This window comes from Sulfurisoma sediminicola (assembly GCF_003865015.1).
Classification (GTDB): domain Bacteria; phylum Pseudomonadota; class Gammaproteobacteria; order Burkholderiales; family Rhodocyclaceae; genus Sulfurisoma; species Sulfurisoma sediminicola.
Window position 1 is genome coordinate 162,319 of sequence record NZ_BHVV01000002.1, and the last position, 18,289, is coordinate 180,607.

The following is an 18,289-nucleotide window of genomic DNA, read 5'->3' on the forward strand; positions in this document are numbered from 1 at the left end:
CGATCAGCGAAACGCCTCGAGGCCGAGAATGCGGCGGATCGGGGCGGGTAGCGCGGCCCGCGCCCATTGCTCCTCGTCCAGCCACTGCCAGCGCGGTTCCCCGGCCTGCGCCAGCGGCTCCGCGGCGCAGACCAGCGGCCGGATGTGCAAGCGGAAGTGGGTGAAGACATGCGAAAAAGTCGGCGCCGGCGACACGGTGGCGATGCACACGCCGAGATGCGCGGCGCCATGAGCGACAGGTTCCATGCCCTGCGGCAGTTCGGGCAGGGACAGCAAGCCGCCCCAGATTCCTGCCGGCGGCCGTCGCTCGAACAGCACGCGATCGCCGTGGCGGAGCACCAGCAGTGTTGCCTCGCGTTCGGGCAGGGTCTTGCGCGGTCGCGGCGTCGGCAATTCGGCGACGCGATTTTCGCGGTGGGCGATACAGGTTCCCGCCAGCGGGCAGATCTCGCAGCGCGGCCTGGCGCGGGTGCAGACGGTGGCTCCCAGATCCATCTGGCCCTGGATGTAGGCCGGCAGGTCGCATGACGGTAGCAGCTCCTCGGCGTGGCGCCAAAGCCGACTTTCCAGCGCCGCGGTGCCGGGGGAGCCCTCGATGCCGAGGCAGCGGCAGAGCACGCGCTTGACGTTGCCGTCGAGGATCGGCATCCGTGCACCGAAACAGAAGGCGGCGATCGCGTTGGCGGTGGAGCGGCCGATGCCGGGCAGTTCGGCCAGCGCCGCGGGCGCGCGCGGAAATTCGCCGCCGTGCGTCGCCATCACCTCGCGGGCGCAAGCGTGAAGGTTCCGCGCGCGGGCGTAGTAACCGAGCCCGCTCCACAGCTCCATGACCTGCTCGACCGGAGCGGCGGCCAGCGCGGCCACGGTCGGGAAGCGACCGAGGAAGCGCTCGTAGTAGGGAACGACCGTCGCGACCTGCGTCTGCTGCAGCATGATCTCCGACAGCCAGACCGGATACGGGTCCTGCGTGCGCTGCCACGGCAGGTCGTGGCGGCCATGGCGCTTCTGCCAGCGGATCAGCCGATCCGCAAACCCGCTCATCCCCTGACGGGCTTGACGCGCGAAGCAGCCAGTTTCGCCCTTGCCCGCGCTTCGTCGGTGGTGTCGGCGTTCGCGACCGCCACGCCCATGCGGCGTTTGACGAAACTCTCGGGCTTGCCGAACAGCCGCAGGTCGGATTCGGGCACGGCCAGCGCATCGGCGACGCCCTCGAAGGCGATGCCCTTGTCCTCCACGCCGCCGTAAATGACCGCCGAGGCGCCGGGACGTCGCAGGCCCGTGTCGACCGGCAGGCCGAGGATGGCGCGGGCGTGCAGCTCGAATTCGGACAGGCGCTGCGTCGCCAGCGTGACCAGCCCCGTGTCGTGGGGGCGCGGACTGACTTCCGAGAACCACACCTCATCGCCCTCGATGAACAGCTCCACGCCGAAGATGCCGCGCCCGCCGAGGTTGCCGGTGATCTTGGCCGCGATTTCGCGCGAGCGCCGTAGCGCCAGCGCCGACATTTGCATCGGCTGCCACGACTCGACGTAGTCGCCATTGACCTGGACGTGGCCGATCGGTTCACAGAAGAAGGTCTCGACATCGCCGCTGGTGCCCACGGCGCGCACCGTTAGCTGGGTGATCTCGTAGTCGAAAGCGACGAAGCCTTCGACGATGACCCGCCCGTGGCCGACGCGGCCGCCGCTCTGCGCGTAGTTCCATGCCTTGTCGACGTCGGCTGCCGTCTTCACCAGCGACTGCCCCTTGCCCGAGGACGACATCACCGGCTTGACGATGCAGGGATAGCCGATGCTGCCATCGATCGCCGCCTGCAGCTCGGCCAGCGAGTCGGCGAACTTGTAGGGCGAGGTCGGCAAACCCAGTTCCTCGGCGGCGAGGCGGCGGATGCCCTCGCGGTTCATGGTCAGTCGTGCCGCGCGTGCCGTGGGGATCACCTCGGCCAGCCCCTGCTTCTCGATCTCGACCAGCATGTCGGTGGCGATGGCCTCGATCTCGGGCACGACGAGATGCGGCCGCTCTAGCTCGATCAGCGCCCGCAGCGCCGCGCTGTCGGTCATGGCGATGACATGGCTGCGGTGCGCCACCTGCATGCCGGGGGCGTTCGGGTAACGATCGACGGCGATCACTTCGCAGCCCAGCCGCTGCAACGCGACAATGACTTCCTTGCCGAGTTCGCCGCTGCCGAGCAGCATGACGCGGGTGGCGGAAGGGGAAAGCGGCGTGCCTATGGTGCCGAGGCGCATGGGTAGCTCCGTGGAGGGCGCATGGCGGCCCGCGTGTCGATGCGATGGGTGGAGCGGGTGAAGGGAGTCGAACCCTCTTCATCAGCTTGGGAAGCTGAGGTAATGCCGTTATACGACACCCGCGCTGGGCCGAATTGTAGGGGCGGCGGCGGTGGGTGACAACTTCCCCGGTAAAATCGGCCGCATGGAGATCACCCTCAACGGCCAGGCGCTCGCCCTCGACGAGCCGCTTTCCGTCGCTGCCCTGCTGGAACGGCAAGGGCTGGCCGGCAAGCGTGTCGCGGTCGAGAGAAACGGCGAGATCGTGCCGAAGAGCCGGCACGTTAGCACCCAACTGGAGGCGGGCGACCGCCTCGAAATCGTCGTCGCCGTCGGCGGCGGCTGAAGGAAAGAAGAAATCATGGAAGATCTGCTTACCATCGCCGGCAAGGGCTACCGTTCGCGACTGCTCGTGGGCACCGGCAAGTACAAGGATTTCGACGAGACCCGCCGCGCGGTCGAGGCCTCGGGCGCCGAGATCGTCACCGTGGCCATCCGCCGCACCAACATCGGCCAGGAACCGGGCCAGCCCTCGCTGCTCGACACGCTGCCGCCGTCGAAATTCACCTACCTGCCGAACACGGCGGGATGCTACACGGCCGACGACGCGATCCGCACCCTGCGCCTGGCGCGCGAGCTGCTCGACGGCCATGACCTCGTGAAGCTCGAGGTGCTCGGCGACCCGCAGACGCTGTTCCCCAACATGCCCGAGACGCTCAAGGCCGCGCAGACGCTGGTCAAGGACGGCTTCAAGGTCATGGTCTATTGCTCCGACGATCCGATCCAGACCAGGCAGCTCGAGGAGATGGGCTGCGTCGCCGTGATGCCGCTGGCCTCGCTGATCGGCTCGGGCATGGGCATCCTCAATCCGTGGAACCTGTCGCTGATCATCGAGAAGGCGCAGGTACCGGTGCTGGTCGATGCCGGCGTCGGCACGGCTTCGGACGCGGCGATCGCCATGGAGCTCGGCTGCGACGGCGTGCTCATGAACACCGCGATCGCCGGCGCGAAGAATCCGGTGCTGATGGCCGGCGCCATGAAGAAGGCGGTCGAGGCCGGGCGCGAGGCCTTCCTCGCCGGGCGCATGCCGAAGAAGCTCTACAGCGCGAGCCCGAGCTCGCCGACGACGGGACTCATTTCGCCCAAGTGATGGGGCGGCTCCTGGCCTCGCTGGCGCTGGCCGTCGCGGCATCGCCGGTTTTCGCGCTGGATGGCCAGGCACCGCTGCAGCCGCAGCAGGCCGGCTATGCCTTCGAGCAGTCGCGCGTCGTCGCCCTGCAGCGCTTCCTCGGCCGCGCCCACGGCATTTCGCTGCTGGTTTCGGCCTGCATGGACAGGCCCGAGTACCTCGACGCCGCGCTCGCCGCCTACATCCCCTGGCGCGAGCGCCAGGAGAGCGCGATAGCGGCGGCACAGAAGGAGCTCGCCCGCCACTACTTCGGATCCCGTGCCGGCGAGGCTCGCTGGCCCGATCTGGTGCGCGCGCTGAACCTGAAGAACCAGCTCGAGCCCGCGCCCGGCGCGGCCGACCTCGCTGCCGCCTGCGAGACCCTGCCGCTGGCGCTGCAACGGCCGCGCTACGACTTCGCCGCACAGCTGCGTCTGCAGGCGTCGCTCGCAGAGGCCACGGCAGGCGCCGAGACCGAGCTGCGCTGGCGCTGGTGTCGCGAGCACCTCGATGATGCCTCCCGTCTCGTGCTCGACAGGCGTTACGACGTGTGGCGGGAGATCAACGCGCCGCGGCAGAAGCAGGCCGAGGCGGCCCTGCAGGGGGAGTGGCCGTTCGATGCGCCGGCCGACTCGCTCGCCGCCTGGCAGGATTTGCTGCAGCGCGACCCGCTGCTGCGCGGCGACGCGGCCGCCTGCGAGGCCTTCTCCGAAAGCCTGAAGCGGCCGCAGGCCGCATTGCGCAAGGCCTTTCTTCCGACCGAATTGTCACCCTGAGCGACCCCATGACCGATCAGTCCCCGCCCCGTCGCGACCACATCCGCAGCTTCGTGCTGCGCCAGGGGCGGGTGTCAGCCGCCCAGTCACGCCATCACGACGAAGGCATGCCGAAGTGGGGCGTGCCGTATTCGGCTGCGCCGCTCGATCTTGCCGGTGTCTTCGGCCGGGCGGCACCGCGAATCCTCGAAATCGGCTGCGGCATGGGCGAGACGACCGCGACCATCGCCGCCGCCCATCCCGAGAACGACTACCTCGGCATCGAAGTGCATACGCCCGGCGTGGGCAGCCTGCTCAAGGAAATCGCCACGCGCGGGCTCACCAACCTGCGCGTGGTGCAGCATGACGCCGTCGAAGTCGTGCGCGACATGATCGCGCCGGACACGCTCGCGGGCATCCATGTCTTCTTTCCCGACCCGTGGCCGAAGAAGCGCCACCACAAGCGCCGGCTGCTCCAGCCGCCCGTGGTCAGTCTGCTCGCCTCGCGTCTCGCGCCCGGCGGCTACCTGCACTGCGCCACAGACTGGGAGGAATACGCCCGGCAGATGCTCGAGGTGCTGTCCGGCGAGCCGCTGCTGGCGAATACCGCGGCGGATTTCGCGCCGCGTCCCGACTACCGGCCGCAGACCAAGTTCGAGGCGCGCGGCCTGCGCCTCGGTCACGGGGTCTGGGACGTCGTCTTCAGGCGTCGGCCAGAAAAGTCCCCAGCAGGCGGTTGAGGTAACGCCGGCCCCGCGCGGTGGGCCGGATGCGGCCTTCGGTCACCTCGAGCAGACCGTCGCGCCGTGCCGCCAGCACCGAGTTTTCGATGGCGGCGAACGGCAGGCCGGTACGCTGCCCGAACAGCGCCGGTGCGAAGCCGTTGGCGAGGCGCAGGGCGTTCATCATGAATTCGCCCGGCAGGTCGGCGGCGGACACCTCCTGCCAGCGGCGGGAAAGCGGATCGGCGAGATAGTCCTTCGGCCCGCGCGGCCGCGCATCGCGCCGGATGGCGCCCGCGCCACTGAGCTTCGAATGCGCGCCAGCGCCGATGCCGAGGTAGTCGCCGAATTCCCAGTAGTTGAGGTTGTGGCGGCAGCGCATGCCGGGGCGGGCGAATGCCGAAGTCTCGTAATGTTCGTAGCCGGCGGCGGCGAGGCGCTCTTCCACCAACTCCTGCATGTCGGCGGCGAGGTCGTCGTCGGGCAGCGGCGGCGGCGCGTGGTGGAAGGGCGTGTTGGGCTCGAGCGTGAGGTGGTAGGCGCTGATGTGCGAGGGGCCGAGCGCGATCGCAGCCTCGATGTCGCGCTTTGCATCCTCGAGCGTCTGCTGCGGCAGCGCGTACATCAGGTCGAGATTGACGTTGGCGAAATGCGAAAGCGCCAATTCGGCGGCCCGGCGCGCCTCGGCGGCGGAATGGATGCGGCCGAGCGCTTTGAGCCTGGTGTCGTCGAAGCTCTGGATGCCCAATGACAAGCGATTGACGCCGGCGGCGCGAAAGCCGGCGAATTTCGCCGCCTCCACCGTGCCGGGATTGGCCTCGAGCGTGATCTCGGCATCGTCCGGCAGGAGTCCGCGCTGACCGCACGCCGCCAGCAGTGTCGCGACGGTCTCCGGCGCCATCAGGCTCGGCGTGCCGCCGCCGAAGAACACGCTGACGAAGCTGCGCTCGTCGAGCAGTGGCAGCGTCGCGTCGAGATCGGCGATCAGCGCGGCGAGATAGTCGTCCTCGGGGATGCCGCCGCGGGCTTCATGAGAATTGAAGTCGCAGTAGGGACACTTCCTGACGCACCACGGGAAGTGCACATACAGCGACCGCGGCAAGGCCATCAGCGCCGTGACTTCAGTTTCTCCACCAGCTCGCGCAGCGCCTTGCCGCGGTGCGAGCGCGCGTGCTTTTCCTCGGAAGTGATTTCCGCCGCGGTGCGGCCGAGGTCGGGCACGAGGAAGTAGGGGTCGTAGCCGAAGCCGTTGGCGCCGCGCGGGACGTCGACGATCTCGCCGTGCCATTCGCCCTCGACGATCAGCGGTTGCGGGTCGTCGGCATGGCGCACGAACACCAGCACGGCGACGTAGTGGGCGCGGCGATCCGTCTTGCCCTGCAGGTCGGCGATCACCTTCTGGTTGTTGCGCTCGTCCGACTTCGGTTCGCCGGCGTAGCGCGCCGAATGCACGCCGGGTTCGCCGCCGAGCGCCTCGACGCAGATGCCCGAATCGTCGGCCAGTGCGGGCATGCCGGTGAGCCGCGCGGCGTGGCGCGCCTTGGCCAGCGCGTTCTCGACGAAGGTGAAGTGCGGCTCGTCGGCTTCGGGCACGTTGAACTGGGACTGCGGGATGACCTCGAAGTCCACGGTGGCGAGCATTTCGGCGAATTCACGCAGCTTGCCGGGGTTGCCGGAGGCGAGGACGATCTTCTTCATTTGAGCGCCGCCTTCTGTTTGGTGACGAGGTCGGCGATGCCGGCCTGGGCCAGCGCCAGCAGCGCATCGAGTTCGCCGCGAGAGAAGGGCTCGCCCTCGGCTGTGCCCTGCACCTCGACGATGCCGCCGCTGCCGGTCATCACCACGTTCATGTCGGTGTCGCAGCTCGAGTCCTCGGCGTAGTCGAGGTCGAGCACCGGCACGCCTTCGACGATGCCGACCGAGACGGCGGCGACGAAGTCCTTGAGCGGGCTGGCGGGCAGCTTGCCGGCGGCGACGAGCTTGTTCATGGCGTCGTGCAGCGCGACGCAGGCGCCGGTGATCGAGGCGCAACGGGTGCCGCCGTCGGCCTGCAGCACGTCGCAATCGAGGGTGACCTGACGCTCGCCCAGCGCCTTGAGGTCGGTGATCGCGCGCAGGGAACGGCCGATCAGGCGCTGGATCTCCTGCGTGCGCCCCGACTGCTTGCCCTTGGCCGCCTCGCGCGCGGTGCGGGTGTGGGTCGAGCGCGGCAGCATGCCGTACTCCGCCGTGATCCAACCCTGCCCCTTGCCCCTGAGGAAGCCCGGCACGGTGTCTTCGACGCTGGCGGTGCATAGCACCTTGGTGTTGCCGATCTCGATCAGCACGCTGCCTTCGGCGTGCATGGTGTAGTCGCGCGTGATGCTGACCGTTCTGGCTTCTTCGGACTTGCGCCCGCTGGGACGACTCATGGGTTCTCCTGGCTATTTGGAATGCTTCTTGATGGCGTTGCGGATCTCGTCGATGGCGCGCTCGATGTCGTCGTCGCTGAGCTCCGGCAGCGGCGTCGAGCGGTGGTCGAACTCGGGCATTTGCGTGCTGTGGCCGTCGAAGGGCAGCGATTGCGTCTCGACCGACGTCGTCACCTCTTCGCCGTAGTTCTCGCCCCAGGCCATCGCCACCAGCGAGAGGTTGTCGCAGTTGGTGCCGCCCATGCGTTCGGCTTCGTCGAGCAGCCTGGGCACGGCCTGCCTGACGTCGCGGCCGTGCAACGCCGCAACGATCTGCTGGTCCGCCAGCGGGCCCCATACGCCGTCGCTCATCAGGGCGATGACATCGCCGGCCTGCAGCGTGGTCTTGCGCGAGAAGTCGAGTTGCGGGTTCTGCACGCCGCCGAGGCAGGAATAGATGCGGTTGCGCAGCGGATGATTCACCGCTTCGGCCGCTGTCATGTGTCCTTCGTCGATCATCGACTGCACGGTCGAGTGATCGCGGGTCTTCGCCAGTACGCGGCCCTCGCGCAGCGTATAGAGCCGCGAGTCGCCGGCGTGCGCCCAGTAGGCGACGCTGTCCTGAACGATGCAGGCGACGCAGGTGGTGCGCGGCGATTCCGCCTCGGGCAGGCGCTTGGCCAGCGCGTAATCCTGCACCGCGCGGTGGGCGTTCTGCAGGCTGCCGGCGAGGAACATGAAGGGATCGGTCAGGCGCGGCTTGGCCTCGCGCTGGAACGCCTCGGTCAGGTACTGCACGGCGATCTGCGCCGCCACCTCGCCGTGCAGGTGGCCGCCCATGCCGTCGGCGACGACCATCAGCAGCGCATCGCGCGAATAGCAATGGGCCAGACGGTCCTGGTTGTTGCGGCGCTTGCCGACGCGGCTTTCCTGGTAGATGGTGAATTTCATTTTTTGATTAGTCCCCGCAGGCGTTGGCCGAGGGTGTCGATCCAGGTTGATTCATTCACGGCCGGCTGTCTTTCGGTAAGCGCCTTCTGCAGCGCAAAGACCGAGAGGGGGCGTTCGTGGTGGTCGAGGTCGAGGCACCAGTCGATGGTTTCGAGCAGTTGTGGCGAGTACTTGCCCACCCACTTCTTCGCGGCGGGTTCGAAGCGATCCTTCTCCAGACGGTCGATGGCAGGTTGCGGCACGGTCCCGCCGAGGCAGGCGTACATGCTGGCGCCGACGGCGTAGATATCGGTCCACGGCCCGAGCTGATCCGGCGCCTTGTATTGCTCGGGGGCGGCGTAGCCCGGCGTGTACATCGGCTTGAGATTGGGTCCTTCGCCACCGAGCGCCTGGCGCGCCGCGCCGAAATCGAGCAGCACCGGGTTGCCGTCGATGCGCAGGTAGATGTTGGCTGGCTTGATGTCGAGGTGCAGCAGCTTGTGGGTATGCACCTCGCGCAGGCCGTTGAGCAGCCGCACGAAGACGTTGCGGATGAAGGTCTCCTTGATCTCGCCCCGGTGCTTCTGGATGTGCTCCTGCAGCGTGCGGCCGCGCTCGTACTGCATCACCATGTAGACGGTCTCGTTGGCGCGGAAGAAGTTGAGCACGCGCACGACGTTGGGATGGCTGAGATGGGCCAGAGCGCGGCCCTCCTCGAAGAAGCACTTCATGCCGTGGCGGAAGGTGGCGCGGTGCTCCTCGGAAATCGTCGGCAGCACGTCGCCGGCGCTGCGCAGCGCCAGCGAGTTCGGCAGGTATTCCTTGATCGCCACCGGCGTGTCTTCCTCGTCGTAGGCGAGATAGACGATGGAAAACCCCCCCATCGAGAGCTGGCGCTCGATGCGGTAGTTTTCCAGTTGGTGACCGGGGGGCAGCGGCTGGTTGGCCTGCGGTGGCGACATGGCGGGGGGATGACTATACTGCCGCGATTGTCCTGATTCGGCACCGGCCTGTAAAGGCGGCGCGTTCAAATGGCATCAAACGGAATTCCAACGACATGATCTACAGCATGACCGGATATGCCGCGGCGCATCGCGACCTCGGCGACGCAGTGCTCCACCTCGAACTGAAGAGCGTCAATTCGCGCTTCCTCGATATCGGCTTCCGCTGCGGCGAGGAAGTGCGCTTCCTCGAGATGCCGCTGCGCGAGAAGATCGCCGCCGCGGTCTCGCGCGGCAAGCTCGAGTGCCGCGTCAATCTGCTGGCGCAGGCCACGGCGCCGCGCGAGCGCACGCCGAACCGGGTTGCGATCGGGCAATTGGCCGCGATGGAGCGCCTGGTGCGCGAAGCGCTGCCGGGCGCGGCGTCGCTCTCCGTGGCCGAGGTGCTGCGCTGGCCCGGCGTGCTGGCCGACGAGGCTGTCGACCAGGAGCGTCTGCAGGGTGAGTGTCTGGCGCTGGCCGACGTGGTGATCGCGGATTTCCTCGCCAGTCGTGCGCGCGAGGGCGGCAAGCTGGCCGAAGTCCTGCTCGAGCGGATGAATCGCATGCGCGCGCATGTCGCCGAGGTCGGTCCCGTCCTGCCGCGCGCAATTGCCGACTACGAGGCGCGGCTGGCGGCGAAGCTGCGCGAGGTGCTGGCCGGGCAGGAAGAGGAAAGGATTCGCCAGGAGATGGGCCTGTTCGCGGCGCGCATCGACGTCGCCGAGGAACTGGCGCGGCTGTCGACTCACCTGACCGAGGTCGAGCGCGTCATCAGGAAGGGCGGTGCGGTGGGCAAGCGCCTCGATTTCCTGATGCAGGAACTCAACCGCGAGGCCAACACCCTGGCGTCGAAATCGGTGTCGACCGAGGTCACTGCGATCGCGCTCGAACTCAAGCTGTTGATCGAGCAGATGCGCGAGCAGGTGCAGAACCTCGAATAGAAAATAAAAAGGCGGGCCGCAGCCCGCCTTTTTGCTTCTGTGTGCCGCCGATCAGAAGCGGACGACCACGCCGAGCGACCACATGTCGACATCCGTGCGCCCCGTCTTGCTGTAGCTGTCGAGCGTGTTGCCGAACTGGCCATAGTTCTCGTACTCGAGGCGGATGCCCCAGTTCTTCTGCGGCTTCCATTCGACGCCTGCGCCGAGAAGCACGTCCGAACGGCTCTCGTCGGCACTCCAACCACTACGCGTATCCGTGCCTCCGAAGAACGGAAGAGCGCGGTCAAAGGATGTGTTCATGGAGGAGCGATTGTAGGTCCAGCCGAGGCGACCGTAGATGTCCCACTGCGCGTGAACCGGGATCGTGCCCTTGAGTGCCAGCCCCCAGGAATCGTTCTTAACCGTGGCTTCGCCGTTCAATCCAGCGCTGGCGTATTTCATTTTCGGCGAGCCCAAATCGGTGTAGAAGCCCTCGAGTGCCCAGTTTTGGTCAAAGTTGTAGCCGAGCAGAAGCTTCCAGGCCGTATCGTTATCGTCCTTGGTGGTGCTGACACCGGCGAACGTAAGGCTATAGTCGCTCGAATTGAAGTTGGTCCTGGACTGACCGAGATGCGCACCGACATACCAGCCCGCATCCGTACCCTGCTTGGACTGGGCGAGGGCGACGGAGCTGAGGCAGGCCAGCGCGACGGCCGCGGCGATTTTGGTTTTCATGGTGATTCTCCCGTGAGAGTTATTGATACTATGCGACGAGTCTAGGACGCGGGAGTGCATACGTCAACATGAACTCCGTGTGCCAACTTATTGATGTTGCAGAGAAGCCACAATGACACCCGGAAGCCTTTTCATCGTCACCGCGCCGTCCGGCGCGGGCAAGACCACCCTGGTCAAACTGCTGCTCGACCACGACAGCAATGTGCGCCAGTCCGTGTCCTATACGACGCGGGCGCCGCGCTCCGGCGAGATCGACGGCGTCGCCTACCATTTCATCGACGTCCGGACCTTCGTCGCCATGCGCGACCGCGGCGAGTTCCTCGAGTGGGCCGAGGTGCATGGCAATTTCTACGGCACCTCGCGCGTCTGGCTGGAAGAGCAGATGCGCTCGGGCCACGACATGCTGCTCGAGATCGACTGGCAGGGGGCGCAGCAGGTGCGCGAGCGCTTCCACGACGCCATCGGCATTTTCGTGATGCCGCCGTCCATGGCCGAGCTGGAAAACCGGCTGAAAAAACGCGGGCTCGACAGCGAGGAAGTGATCCAGCGCCGGGTTGCCGCCGCCCTGGGCGAATTGCGCCACGTCGGCGAGTTCGATTTTGTTATAATCAACAACGACTTGCAGATTGCCCACAGCGAATTGCGCGCAGCCGTGCTGGCTTCGCGCCTGCGTTTCGCCCGGCAGAAGGCCCGCCACCCCGAGATGTTCCGTTTTCTCGATTGATTTCCTGACTGGATGAACCATGGCCCGCATAACCGTTGATGACTGTCTGAAACGTATTCCCAACCGCTTCGACCTGACGCTGGTCGCGGCACGTCGCGCCCGCCAGATCGCCATGGGCAGCACGCCGATGGTCGATGCCGGCCGCGACAAGCCGACGGTCGTTGCCCTGCGCGAACTCGCCGCCGGCAAGGTCGGCCTCGAGATCCTGAACCGCGGCCAGGCCTAAGCCATGAACTAGGGATGGGACCATGGCGGCCACGCTCCCATCCTCCGCTCTGCCTGTCGACGAGCCGCCGATCATCCCCGACGACATGCATCCTCCGGTCGACCTGACCGAGGATCTCGCGCGCTTCCGCGACCAGCTCGCCACCTACCTCAAGGAAGACGATCTCGAGCGCGTTTGCGCGGCTTACCAGTTTTCGGCCGACGCCCACCGCGGCCAGTTCCGCAGCAGCGGCCACCCCTATGTCTCGCATCCGCTGGCCGTGGCCGAGACCCTGGCCGGCTGGCACCTCGACACCCAGGCGCTCTGCGCCGCGCTGCTGCACGACGTGGTCGAGGACACCGCGATCAGCAAGGCGGAGATCGCCGAGCGCTTCGGCAAGACCACGGCGGAACTCGTCGACGGCGTCTCCAAGCTCGACCGGCTCGAGCACCAGTCCTACGAGGAAGCGCAGGCCGAGAACTACCGCAAGATGCTGCTGGCGATGGCGCGCGACGTGCGCGTCATCCTCATCAAGCTGGCCGACCGCCTGCACAACATGCACACCCTCGACGCGGTGCGACCGGACAAGCGCCGCCGCATCGCGCGCGAAACGCTGGAAATATATGCGCCGATCGCCAACCGTCTCGGCCTCAACCCGCTCTGCCGCGAGCTGCAGGAGCTGTCCTTCCGCCACATGCATCCGCTGCGCTACCAGGTGCTGGCCAAGGCGGTCAAGGCCGCGCGCGGCAACCGCCGCGAGGTGGTGAGCAAGATTCTCCACGCCATCGAGAGGCGCCTGCCGGAGTGTGGCGTCGAAGCGCAGGTGCAGGGCCGCGAGAAGCACCTCTACAGCATCTACCGCAAGATGCGCGACAAGCATCTCTCGTTCTCGCAGGTGCTCGACATCTACGGCTTCCGCATCATCGTCAAGGACGTGCCGAGCTGCTACCTGGCGCTGGGCGCGCTGCACGGCCTCTACCAGCCGATACCCGGCAAGTTCAAGGACTACATCGCCATTCCCAAGGCCAACGACTACCAGTCCCTGCACACGGCCCTGATCGGCCCCTACGGCACGCCGGTTGAGGTGCAGATTCGTACCACGGAGATGCACCACGTCGCCCAGGCCGGCGTCGCCTCGCACTGGCTCTACAAGGACACGCAGTCGCTGCCCGAGTTGCAGCGCAAGACGCACAAGTGGCTGCAGTCGCTGCTCGACCTGCAGTCGGCGTCGAACGACACCGCCGAATTCCTCGAGCACGTGAAGTTCGACCTGTTTCCCAGCGACGTCTATGTCTTCACCCCGCGCGGCAAGATCCTCGCGCTGCCGCGGGGAGCCACGCCGGTCGACTTCGCCTACGCGGTGCACAGTGACGTCGGCAACCGCTGCGTCGCCTGCCAGATCAATTTCGAATCGATGCCCTTGCGTACCGAGCTCAGGAACGGCGATCGCGTCGAGATCGTCACCGCGCCGCACGCGCGGCCGAATCCGGCCTGGCTCGGCTATGTCCGCACCGGCCGGGCGCGCGCCGAGATCCGCCGCTTCCTCAAGACCCAGCACAACGAGGAGTCGGCGACCCTGGGCGAGCGTCTTCTGGGGCAGGCGCTGCGCGGACTCGGCGTCGATCCGGCGATGATCGCCGCGCTCGACTGGGAACGCTTCCTGCGCAGCTGCGGCGGCAAATCCAAATCCGAAGTGCTCACCGACATCGGCCTGGGCAAGCGGCTGCCCGCGATCATCGCGCGCCACCTGCTCGAGGGGAGCGCGGCTGGCGCCGGCGCCAGCGAAGAGAGCAGGCGCGGCGCCATTCTCATCCGCGGCACCGAGGGCGTCGCCGTCCAGCTCGCCGCCTGTTGCCGGCCGATCCCGGGCGACCCCATCGTCGGGGTCATCCGCAAGGGGCAGGGCCTCGTCGTGCATACCCACGACTGCCCGGTGATCATTAAGCAGCGCGGCGACTGGGTGGATGTCGACTGGGAGCCGGGCATCTCCCGCCCCTTCGAGGTGGTGATCCGCGTTTTCGTCGCCAACCAGCGCGGCGTGCTGGCCAAGCTGGCCGCGGCGATCGCCGAGGAGCAGTCCAACATCGTCAATGTCTCCATGGATCAGGAAAGCGGCGACACGACGACGCTGACTTTCACCCTGCAGGTGAGCGACCGCCAGCATCTGGCGCGCATCCTGCGCAATCTGCGGCGCGTGCCCGAAGTCGTGCGTATCATGCGCTGCAAGGAAAAGCCCAAGGATTGAAAAGGAGAGAAATGCATGGCACTCGATCGAAGCTACGAATCCGACCACACGAAATGGATGCGCGAGTGGCTGGCGCAGCACCCGCAGGAGTTGGTGGAGCAGAAGGCGGGCCGCGCCCTCTGGTGGGACAAGCCGGCGCAGTCGCCCGACGCGCAGCGCCGCGCCGCCGAGGCGCAGGTGCCGCAGAAGCCCTACTATTACGACGCGAATTGACTGAATCCCCCGGTGGCTTCCCCGCCCCGGGGAACCGGGCCATGCCTTTAGTTGAGCAGACTGCTCGACATTTCAATTAGTTGACTCGTGTCAATAAGTTACGCCGCCTGATTCACTAGGATGGCCGAATCCCTGACTGCAACAGGGAGAAGGAGCATCCTGCCGTGAACATTTCCAGCGCGATTGTCCATGCCCGTCCCGGCCATGCCGCGGAGGTGCAGAGTGCGCTAGCCGCCATCGCCGGCGTCGAGATCCATGCGGTCTCCGCCGAGGGCAAGCTGATCATCACCATCGAAAGCCCGGGCGACCGGGAAACCGCCGACATCTTCGAGGCCATCAGCCAGATGGACCACGTCATGTCGACCTCCATGGTCTATCACCAGACCGAAGCCGAACCCGAAGCCGAAATCCAGCTGGCCTGAGGCTTGCCTCACCAACAGCGTGCATGCCGCAACTACATTAGGAGATTCCAAATGAAACTGACGCGTCGTGAATTCATCAAGTCCAATGCGGTTGCGGCGGCAGCGGGCGTCGCCGGCATGTCCGTTCCCGGGGCCCAGGCGCTGGCGCAGAGCACGGCCGACGGAATCCGCTGGGACAAGGGTGTCTGCCGGTACTGCGGCACCGGCTGCGGCGTGCTGGTCGGCACCCGGGACGGTCGCGTGGTGGCGACCCAGGGTGACCCCGACGCGCCCGTGAACAAGGGCCTCAACTGCATCAAGGGCTACTTCCTCTCCAAGATCATGTACGGCAAGGACCGCCTGACCACGCCGCTGCTGCGCATGAAGGGCGGCAAGTACGACAAGGAAGGCGAGTTCAAGCCCATCACGTGGAAGCAGGCCTTCGACATCATGGAAGAGAAGGTCAAGGCCATCTACAAGGAGAAGGGCGTCGCCCAGGGGCCGCGCCACATCGGCATGTTCGGCTCGGGCCAGTGGACCATTTTCGAGGGCTATGCCGGCGCCAAGCTCATGAAGGCGGGCTTCCGCTCCAACAACCTCGACCCCAATGCGCGCCATTGCATGGCCTCGGCCGTCGCCGGTTTCATGCGCACGTTCGGCATCGACGAGCCGATGGGCTGCTACGACGACGCCGAGCACGCCGACGCCTTCGTGCTGTGGGGCTCGAACATGGCCGAGATGCACCCGATCCTGTGGTCGCGCATCACCGACCGTCGCCTCACGGCCAAGCACGTCAAGCTGCACGTGCTGTCGACCTTCACTCACCGTTCCTGCGAACTGGCCGACAACGAGCTGATCTTCAAGCCGCAGTCCGACCTGGCGATCCTCAACTACATCTGCAACTACATCATCCAGAACAACGCGGTGAACCAGGACTTCGTCGCCAAGCACGTCAAGTTCGCCAAGGGCGTCACCGACATCGGCTACGGCCTGCGCCCGAATCATCCGCTGGAGCAGGTCGCCAACAACAACGGCTACCCCGGCGCCGACGGCAAGCCCAAGGGCAATCCGAACAACTCCTCGCCGATTACCTTCGACGAGTTCAAGGCCTTCGTCGCCGAATACACCCTCGACAAGACCCACGAGATCTCCGGCGTGCCCAAGGACAAGCTCGAGGCGCTGGCCAAGGCCTACGCCGATCCGAAGACCAAGGTCACCTCGTACTGGACCATGGGCTTCAACCAGCACACGCGCGGCACCTGGGTCAACAACATGATCTACAACGTGCACCTGCTGGTGGGCAAGATCTCCGAGCCGGGCAACGGGCCGTTCTCGCTGACCGGCCAGCCCTCGGCCTGCGGCACGGCGCGCGAGGTCGGCACCTTCGCCCACCGCCTGCCGGCCGACATGGTGGTGATGAATCCCAAGCACCGCGAGGCCGCCGAGAAGATCTGGCAACTGCCCGAGGGCACGATTCCCGACTGGATCGGCGCCCACGCCGTGGCGCAGAGCCGCCAGTTGAAGGACGGCATCCTCAACTTCTACTGGACCACCACCACCAACAACATGCAGGCCGGGCCGAACATCAACGGCGAGACCTGGCCGGGCTTCCGCAACCCGAAGAACTTCATCGTCGTCTCCGACGCCTACCCGACGGTTACCGCGCTGGCCGCGGACCTGATCCTGCCCTCGGCGATGTGGATGGAGAAGGAAGGCGCCTTCGGCAACGCCGAGCGCCGCACCCAGTTCTGGCGGCAGCAGGTCAAGGCCTCGGGCGAGGCCAAGTCCGATCTGTGGCAATACATCGAGTTCTCGAAGCGATTCAAGGTCGAGGATGTATGGCCGGCGGAGCTGATCGCCAAGAAGCCCGAGCTCAAGGGCAAGACGCTCTACGACGTGCTCTACGGCAACGGCGTGGTGAACAAGTATCCGGCCAAGGAAATGTACGCGGGCTTCGAGAACGAGGAATCCAAGCAGCTCGGCTTCTACCTGCAGAAGGGACTGTTCGAGGAGTACGCGCAGTTCGGCCGCGGCCATGCCCACGACCTCGCCGACTTCGACACCTACCACAAGGCGCGCGGCCTGCGCTGGCCGGTGGTCGACGGCAAGGAAACGCTGTGGCGCTTCCGCGAAGGTTACGATCCCTACGTCAAGAAGGGCGAGGGCGTGCGCTTCTACGGTTATCCCGACGGCAAGGCCATCGTCTTCGCCCTGCCCTACCAGCCGGCGGCCGAGCAACCGGACAACGAGTTCGACCTGTGGCTGTGCACCGGCCGCGTGCTCGAGCACTGGCACACCGGCACCATGACGCGGCGCGTGCCCGAGCTCTACCGTGCCATGCCGGACGCCTGGATCTACATGCATCCGGAAGACGCGAAGAAGCGCGGCCTGCAGCGCGGCGACACGGTGAAAGTGGCCTCGAGACGTGGCGAGATCACCACCAAGGTCGAGACGCGCGGCCGCAACAAGCCGCCGCTGGGCCTGGTGTTCGTGCCCTTCTTCGACGAGCACCGCCTGGTCAACAAGCTCACGCTCGACGCGACCTGTCCGATCTCGAAAGAGACCGACTTCAAGAAGTGCGCGTGCAAAGTGACCAAGGTCTGAGTTCGCAACCATAGAGATCAGGGGATAACGCGGCGGATGGTGGGAGGCCATCCGCCCCGGGTATCGGAATGAATCATGGAGAGTGCGAAAAAGTCGGTTCTGGCGGCACGTCGCCAGTTCCTCCTCGATGCCGCCCGCATGGCGGGGGGTGTCGGCATGCTCGGCCTCGGCGTCGGCCTCTACGCCAAGCAGGCCAAGGCGTTGCCGCCGGCCGCCATTCGTCCGCCAGGCGCGGGAACCGAGCAGGACTTTCTCGGCGCCTGCATCCGCTGCGGCATGTGCGTGCGCGACTGTCCCTACAACATCCTTTTCCTCGCCAAGCCCGAGCAGCCCATCGCCACGGGTACGCCCTATTTCGTCGCCCGCAGCGGCCCCTGCGAAATGTGCGAGGACATCCCCTGCGTCAAGGCCTGTCCGACGGGTGCGCTCGACCACAAGCTCAAGGACATCGCCAAGTCGAAAATGGGCCTGGCGGTGCTGATCGACAAGGAAACCTGCCTCAACTTCCTCGGTCTGCGCTGCGACGTCTGCTACCGCGTCTGCCCGCTGATCGACAAGGCCATCACGCTGGACCTGCGCCACAACGAGCGTACCGGCAGGCACACGGTATTCGAGCCGGTGGTGCATTCGGACCAATGCACGGGCTGCGGCAAGTGCGAGAAGGCCTGCGTGCTCGAGGTGGCGGCAATCAAGGTCTACCCGGTCAAGCTGGCCAAGGGCGAGCTGGGCCAGCATTACCGCATCGGCTGGGAGGAGAAGCAGAAGGCCGGCGGCAGCCTGGTGGCGCCGGATGCCGAGCACAAGTACAACCTGCCCGAGGGTATGCACTACGAGTCCGGCAAGGGCTTGTCGTCAGGGCCCGCGCCGACGCCGGGCGCGGGCGTGGACAGCCTGCAGGGCGTCGTGCCCAACCCGGGCAGGAACGCCGCGCCGGCCGGCAACATGCCGCAGAACATTCCGGGCGGCGGTTTGAGCAGCCGCATGACGGACGACGCGCCGAGGTGATGCC

20 protein-coding genes and 1 tRNA gene are annotated in these 18,289 nt (G+C 66.5%); 12 read left to right on the plus strand and 9 right to left on the minus strand.

Features of this window, described 5'->3' with window-relative positions:
• Nucleotides 1-3: 3 nt before the first annotated feature.
• The 3 genes from mutY to EJE94_RS04810 form a co-directional block, all read right to left on the minus strand.
• Nucleotides 4-1,041: an A/G-specific adenine glycosylase gene (mutY, locus tag EJE94_RS04800; protein WP_121240317.1), complete on the minus strand. Its 1,038-nt coding sequence runs from the start codon at nt 1,039-1,041 to the stop codon at nt 4-6.
• Nucleotides 1,038-2,246 carry a formate-dependent phosphoribosylglycinamide formyltransferase gene (purT, locus tag EJE94_RS04805; protein ID WP_121240318.1) on the minus strand — a complete coding sequence of 403 codons (1,209 nt, stop codon included), beginning with the start codon at nt 2,244-2,246 and terminating at the stop codon, nt 1,038-1,040. Before purT ends, mutY begins: the two co-directional genes overlap by 4 nt.
• 49 nt (nt 2,247-2,295) lie before the next feature.
• A tRNA-Gly gene (locus EJE94_RS04810) sits at nt 2,296-2,369 on the minus strand.
• Between the two features lie 61 nt (nt 2,370-2,430).
• Between EJE94_RS04810 and thiS the strand changes: the two genes are divergently transcribed.
• From thiS to trmB, 4 genes are read left to right on the plus strand one after another with little or no spacing between them, the layout of a single operon-like run.
• Entirely contained in the window at nt 2,431-2,631 is a 201-nt protein-coding gene (gene thiS / locus EJE94_RS04815; protein WP_121240319.1) for a sulfur carrier protein ThiS, read from the plus strand.
• Nucleotides 2,632-2,646: 15 nt separating this feature from the next.
• On the plus strand, nt 2,647-3,435 hold the full coding sequence (locus EJE94_RS04820) for a thiazole synthase (RefSeq protein ID WP_121240320.1): 789 nt from the start codon (nt 2,647-2,649) through the stop codon (nt 3,433-3,435).
• Nucleotides 3,435-4,229: a hypothetical protein gene (locus EJE94_RS04825; protein WP_121240321.1), complete on the plus strand. Its 795-nt coding sequence runs from the start codon at nt 3,435-3,437 to the stop codon at nt 4,227-4,229. The genes EJE94_RS04820 and EJE94_RS04825 overlap by 1 nt, the downstream gene beginning before the upstream one ends.
• An 8-nt stretch (nt 4,230-4,237) precedes the next feature.
• The gene (gene trmB / locus EJE94_RS04830) at nt 4,238-4,948 is read left to right on the plus strand and encodes a tRNA (guanosine(46)-N7)-methyltransferase TrmB (protein WP_121240322.1); all 711 of its coding nucleotides are present in this window, start codon (nt 4,238-4,240) and stop codon (nt 4,946-4,948) included.
• On the opposite strand, the gene hemW is transcribed toward trmB, so the two are convergent.
• The 5 genes from hemW to EJE94_RS04855 are packed head-to-tail and all read right to left on the minus strand — an operon-like array spanning nt 4,911 to nt 9,212.
• Nucleotides 4,911-6,038, minus strand: a complete 1,128-nt coding sequence (gene hemW / locus EJE94_RS04835; RefSeq protein WP_121240323.1) for a radical SAM family heme chaperone HemW — start codon at nt 6,036-6,038, stop codon at nt 4,911-4,913. The two genes, trmB and hemW, sit on opposite strands and share 38 nt — an antisense overlap.
• Nucleotides 6,038-6,628 carry an RdgB/HAM1 family non-canonical purine NTP pyrophosphatase gene (gene rdgB / locus EJE94_RS04840; RefSeq protein WP_121240324.1) on the minus strand — a complete coding sequence of 197 codons (591 nt, stop codon included), beginning with the start codon at nt 6,626-6,628 and terminating at the stop codon, nt 6,038-6,040. Before rdgB ends, hemW begins: the two co-directional genes overlap by 1 nt.
• Nucleotides 6,625-7,341, minus strand: coding sequence for a ribonuclease PH (gene rph, locus EJE94_RS04845; protein ID WP_121240325.1), 717 nt, complete (start codon nt 7,339-7,341; stop codon nt 6,625-6,627). Before rph ends, rdgB begins: the two co-directional genes overlap by 4 nt.
• Nucleotides 7,342-7,353: 12 nt before the next feature.
• A complete protein-coding gene (locus EJE94_RS04850) occupies nt 7,354-8,271 on the minus strand; it encodes a PP2C family protein-serine/threonine phosphatase (RefSeq protein WP_121240326.1) in 918 nt (305 codons plus the stop codon).
• A complete protein-coding gene (locus EJE94_RS04855; RefSeq protein ID WP_121240327.1) occupies nt 8,268-9,212 on the minus strand; it encodes a serine/threonine protein kinase in 945 nt (314 codons plus the stop codon). Before EJE94_RS04855 ends, EJE94_RS04850 begins: the two co-directional genes overlap by 4 nt.
• Before the next feature lie 95 nt (nt 9,213-9,307).
• Here EJE94_RS04855 and EJE94_RS04860 point away from each other — a divergent pair, with 95 nt between their 5' ends.
• A complete protein-coding gene (locus EJE94_RS04860) occupies nt 9,308-10,174 on the plus strand; it encodes a YicC/YloC family endoribonuclease (protein ID WP_121240328.1) in 867 nt (288 codons plus the stop codon).
• A gap of 51 nt (nt 10,175-10,225) precedes the next feature.
• Here EJE94_RS04860 and EJE94_RS04865 read toward each other — a convergent pair whose 3' ends face one another.
• A complete protein-coding gene (locus tag EJE94_RS04865) occupies nt 10,226-10,888 on the minus strand; it encodes an outer membrane beta-barrel protein (protein ID WP_165904761.1) in 663 nt (220 codons plus the stop codon).
• A gap of 112 nt (nt 10,889-11,000) precedes the next feature.
• Between EJE94_RS04865 and gmk the strand changes: the two genes are divergently transcribed.
• The 7 genes from gmk to napG all read left to right on the plus strand — a co-directional run bounded on the left by gmk (nt 11,001) and on the right by napG (nt 18,285).
• A complete protein-coding gene (gmk, locus tag EJE94_RS04870) occupies nt 11,001-11,612 on the plus strand; it encodes a guanylate kinase (protein WP_121240330.1) in 612 nt (203 codons plus the stop codon).
• Between the two features lie 19 nt (nt 11,613-11,631).
• Entirely contained in the window at nt 11,632-11,838 is a 207-nt protein-coding gene (gene rpoZ, locus EJE94_RS04875; protein WP_121240331.1) for a DNA-directed RNA polymerase subunit omega, read from the plus strand.
• 85 nt (nt 11,839-11,923) lie between these two features.
• Nucleotides 11,924-14,062: a RelA/SpoT family protein gene (locus EJE94_RS04880; RefSeq protein ID WP_121240648.1), complete on the plus strand. Its 2,139-nt coding sequence runs from the start codon at nt 11,924-11,926 to the stop codon at nt 14,060-14,062.
• Between the two features lie 15 nt (nt 14,063-14,077).
• On the plus strand, nt 14,078-14,275 hold the full coding sequence (locus EJE94_RS04885; protein WP_121240332.1) for a DUF3460 family protein: 198 nt from the start codon (nt 14,078-14,080) through the stop codon (nt 14,273-14,275).
• A 164-nt stretch (nt 14,276-14,439) separates the two neighbouring features.
• Nucleotides 14,440-14,697, plus strand: coding sequence for a chaperone NapD (locus tag EJE94_RS04890; RefSeq protein WP_121240333.1), 258 nt, complete (start codon nt 14,440-14,442; stop codon nt 14,695-14,697).
• Between the two features lie 51 nt (nt 14,698-14,748).
• Nucleotides 14,749-17,280 (plus strand): nitrate reductase catalytic subunit NapA, encoded by a 2,532-nt coding sequence (gene napA / locus EJE94_RS04895; RefSeq protein ID WP_121240334.1) that lies wholly within the window; start codon nt 14,749-14,751, stop codon nt 17,278-17,280.
• A gap of 75 nt (nt 17,281-17,355) precedes the next feature.
• Nucleotides 17,356-18,285: a ferredoxin-type protein NapG gene (gene napG, locus EJE94_RS04900; RefSeq protein WP_121240335.1), complete on the plus strand. Its 930-nt coding sequence runs from the start codon at nt 17,356-17,358 to the stop codon at nt 18,283-18,285.
• Nucleotides 18,286-18,289 lie beyond the last annotated feature (4 nt).

Excerpts from the sequence above, each read along its gene's own strand:
- thiS (WP_121240319.1), top strand. The coding sequence starts at position 2,431 with ATGGAGATCACCCTCAACGGCCAGGCGCTCGCCCTCGACGAGCCGCTT.
- rph (WP_121240325.1), bottom strand. The coding sequence starts at position 7,341 with ATGAGTCGTCCCAGCGGGCGCAAGTCCGAAGAAGCCAGAACGGTCAGC.
- EJE94_RS04825 (WP_121240321.1), top strand. The coding sequence starts at position 3,435 with ATGGGGCGGCTCCTGGCCTCGCTGGCGCTGGCCGTCGCGGCATCGCCG.
- EJE94_RS04860 (WP_121240328.1), top strand. The coding sequence starts at position 9,308 with ATGATCTACAGCATGACCGGATATGCCGCGGCGCATCGCGACCTCGGC.
- mutY (WP_121240317.1), bottom strand. The coding sequence starts at position 1,041 with ATGAGCGGGTTTGCGGATCGGCTGATCCGCTGGCAGAAGCGCCATGGC.
- trmB (WP_121240322.1), top strand. The coding sequence starts at position 4,238 with ATGACCGATCAGTCCCCGCCCCGTCGCGACCACATCCGCAGCTTCGTG.
- EJE94_RS04855 (WP_121240327.1), bottom strand. The coding sequence starts at position 9,212 with ATGTCGCCACCGCAGGCCAACCAGCCGCTGCCCCCCGGTCACCAACTG.
- EJE94_RS04850 (WP_121240326.1), bottom strand. The coding sequence starts at position 8,271 with ATGAAATTCACCATCTACCAGGAAAGCCGCGTCGGCAAGCGCCGCAAC.
- hemW (WP_121240323.1), bottom strand. The coding sequence starts at position 6,038 with ATGGCCTTGCCGCGGTCGCTGTATGTGCACTTCCCGTGGTGCGTCAGG.
- EJE94_RS04820 (WP_121240320.1), top strand. The coding sequence starts at position 2,647 with ATGGAAGATCTGCTTACCATCGCCGGCAAGGGCTACCGTTCGCGACTG.
- napA (WP_121240334.1), top strand. The coding sequence starts at position 14,749 with ATGAAACTGACGCGTCGTGAATTCATCAAGTCCAATGCGGTTGCGGCG.
- EJE94_RS04885 (WP_121240332.1), top strand. The coding sequence starts at position 14,078 with ATGGCACTCGATCGAAGCTACGAATCCGACCACACGAAATGGATGCGC.
- EJE94_RS04880 (WP_121240648.1), top strand. The coding sequence starts at position 11,924 with ATGCATCCTCCGGTCGACCTGACCGAGGATCTCGCGCGCTTCCGCGAC.
- napG (WP_121240335.1), top strand. The coding sequence starts at position 17,356 with ATGGAGAGTGCGAAAAAGTCGGTTCTGGCGGCACGTCGCCAGTTCCTC.
- rdgB (WP_121240324.1), bottom strand. The coding sequence starts at position 6,628 with ATGAAGAAGATCGTCCTCGCCTCCGGCAACCCCGGCAAGCTGCGTGAA.
- EJE94_RS04865 (WP_165904761.1), bottom strand. The coding sequence starts at position 10,888 with ATGAAAACCAAAATCGCCGCGGCCGTCGCGCTGGCCTGCCTCAGCTCC.
- gmk (WP_121240330.1), top strand. The coding sequence starts at position 11,001 with ATGACACCCGGAAGCCTTTTCATCGTCACCGCGCCGTCCGGCGCGGGC.
- rpoZ (WP_121240331.1), top strand. The coding sequence starts at position 11,632 with ATGGCCCGCATAACCGTTGATGACTGTCTGAAACGTATTCCCAACCGC.
- purT (WP_121240318.1), bottom strand. The coding sequence starts at position 2,246 with ATGCGCCTCGGCACCATAGGCACGCCGCTTTCCCCTTCCGCCACCCGC.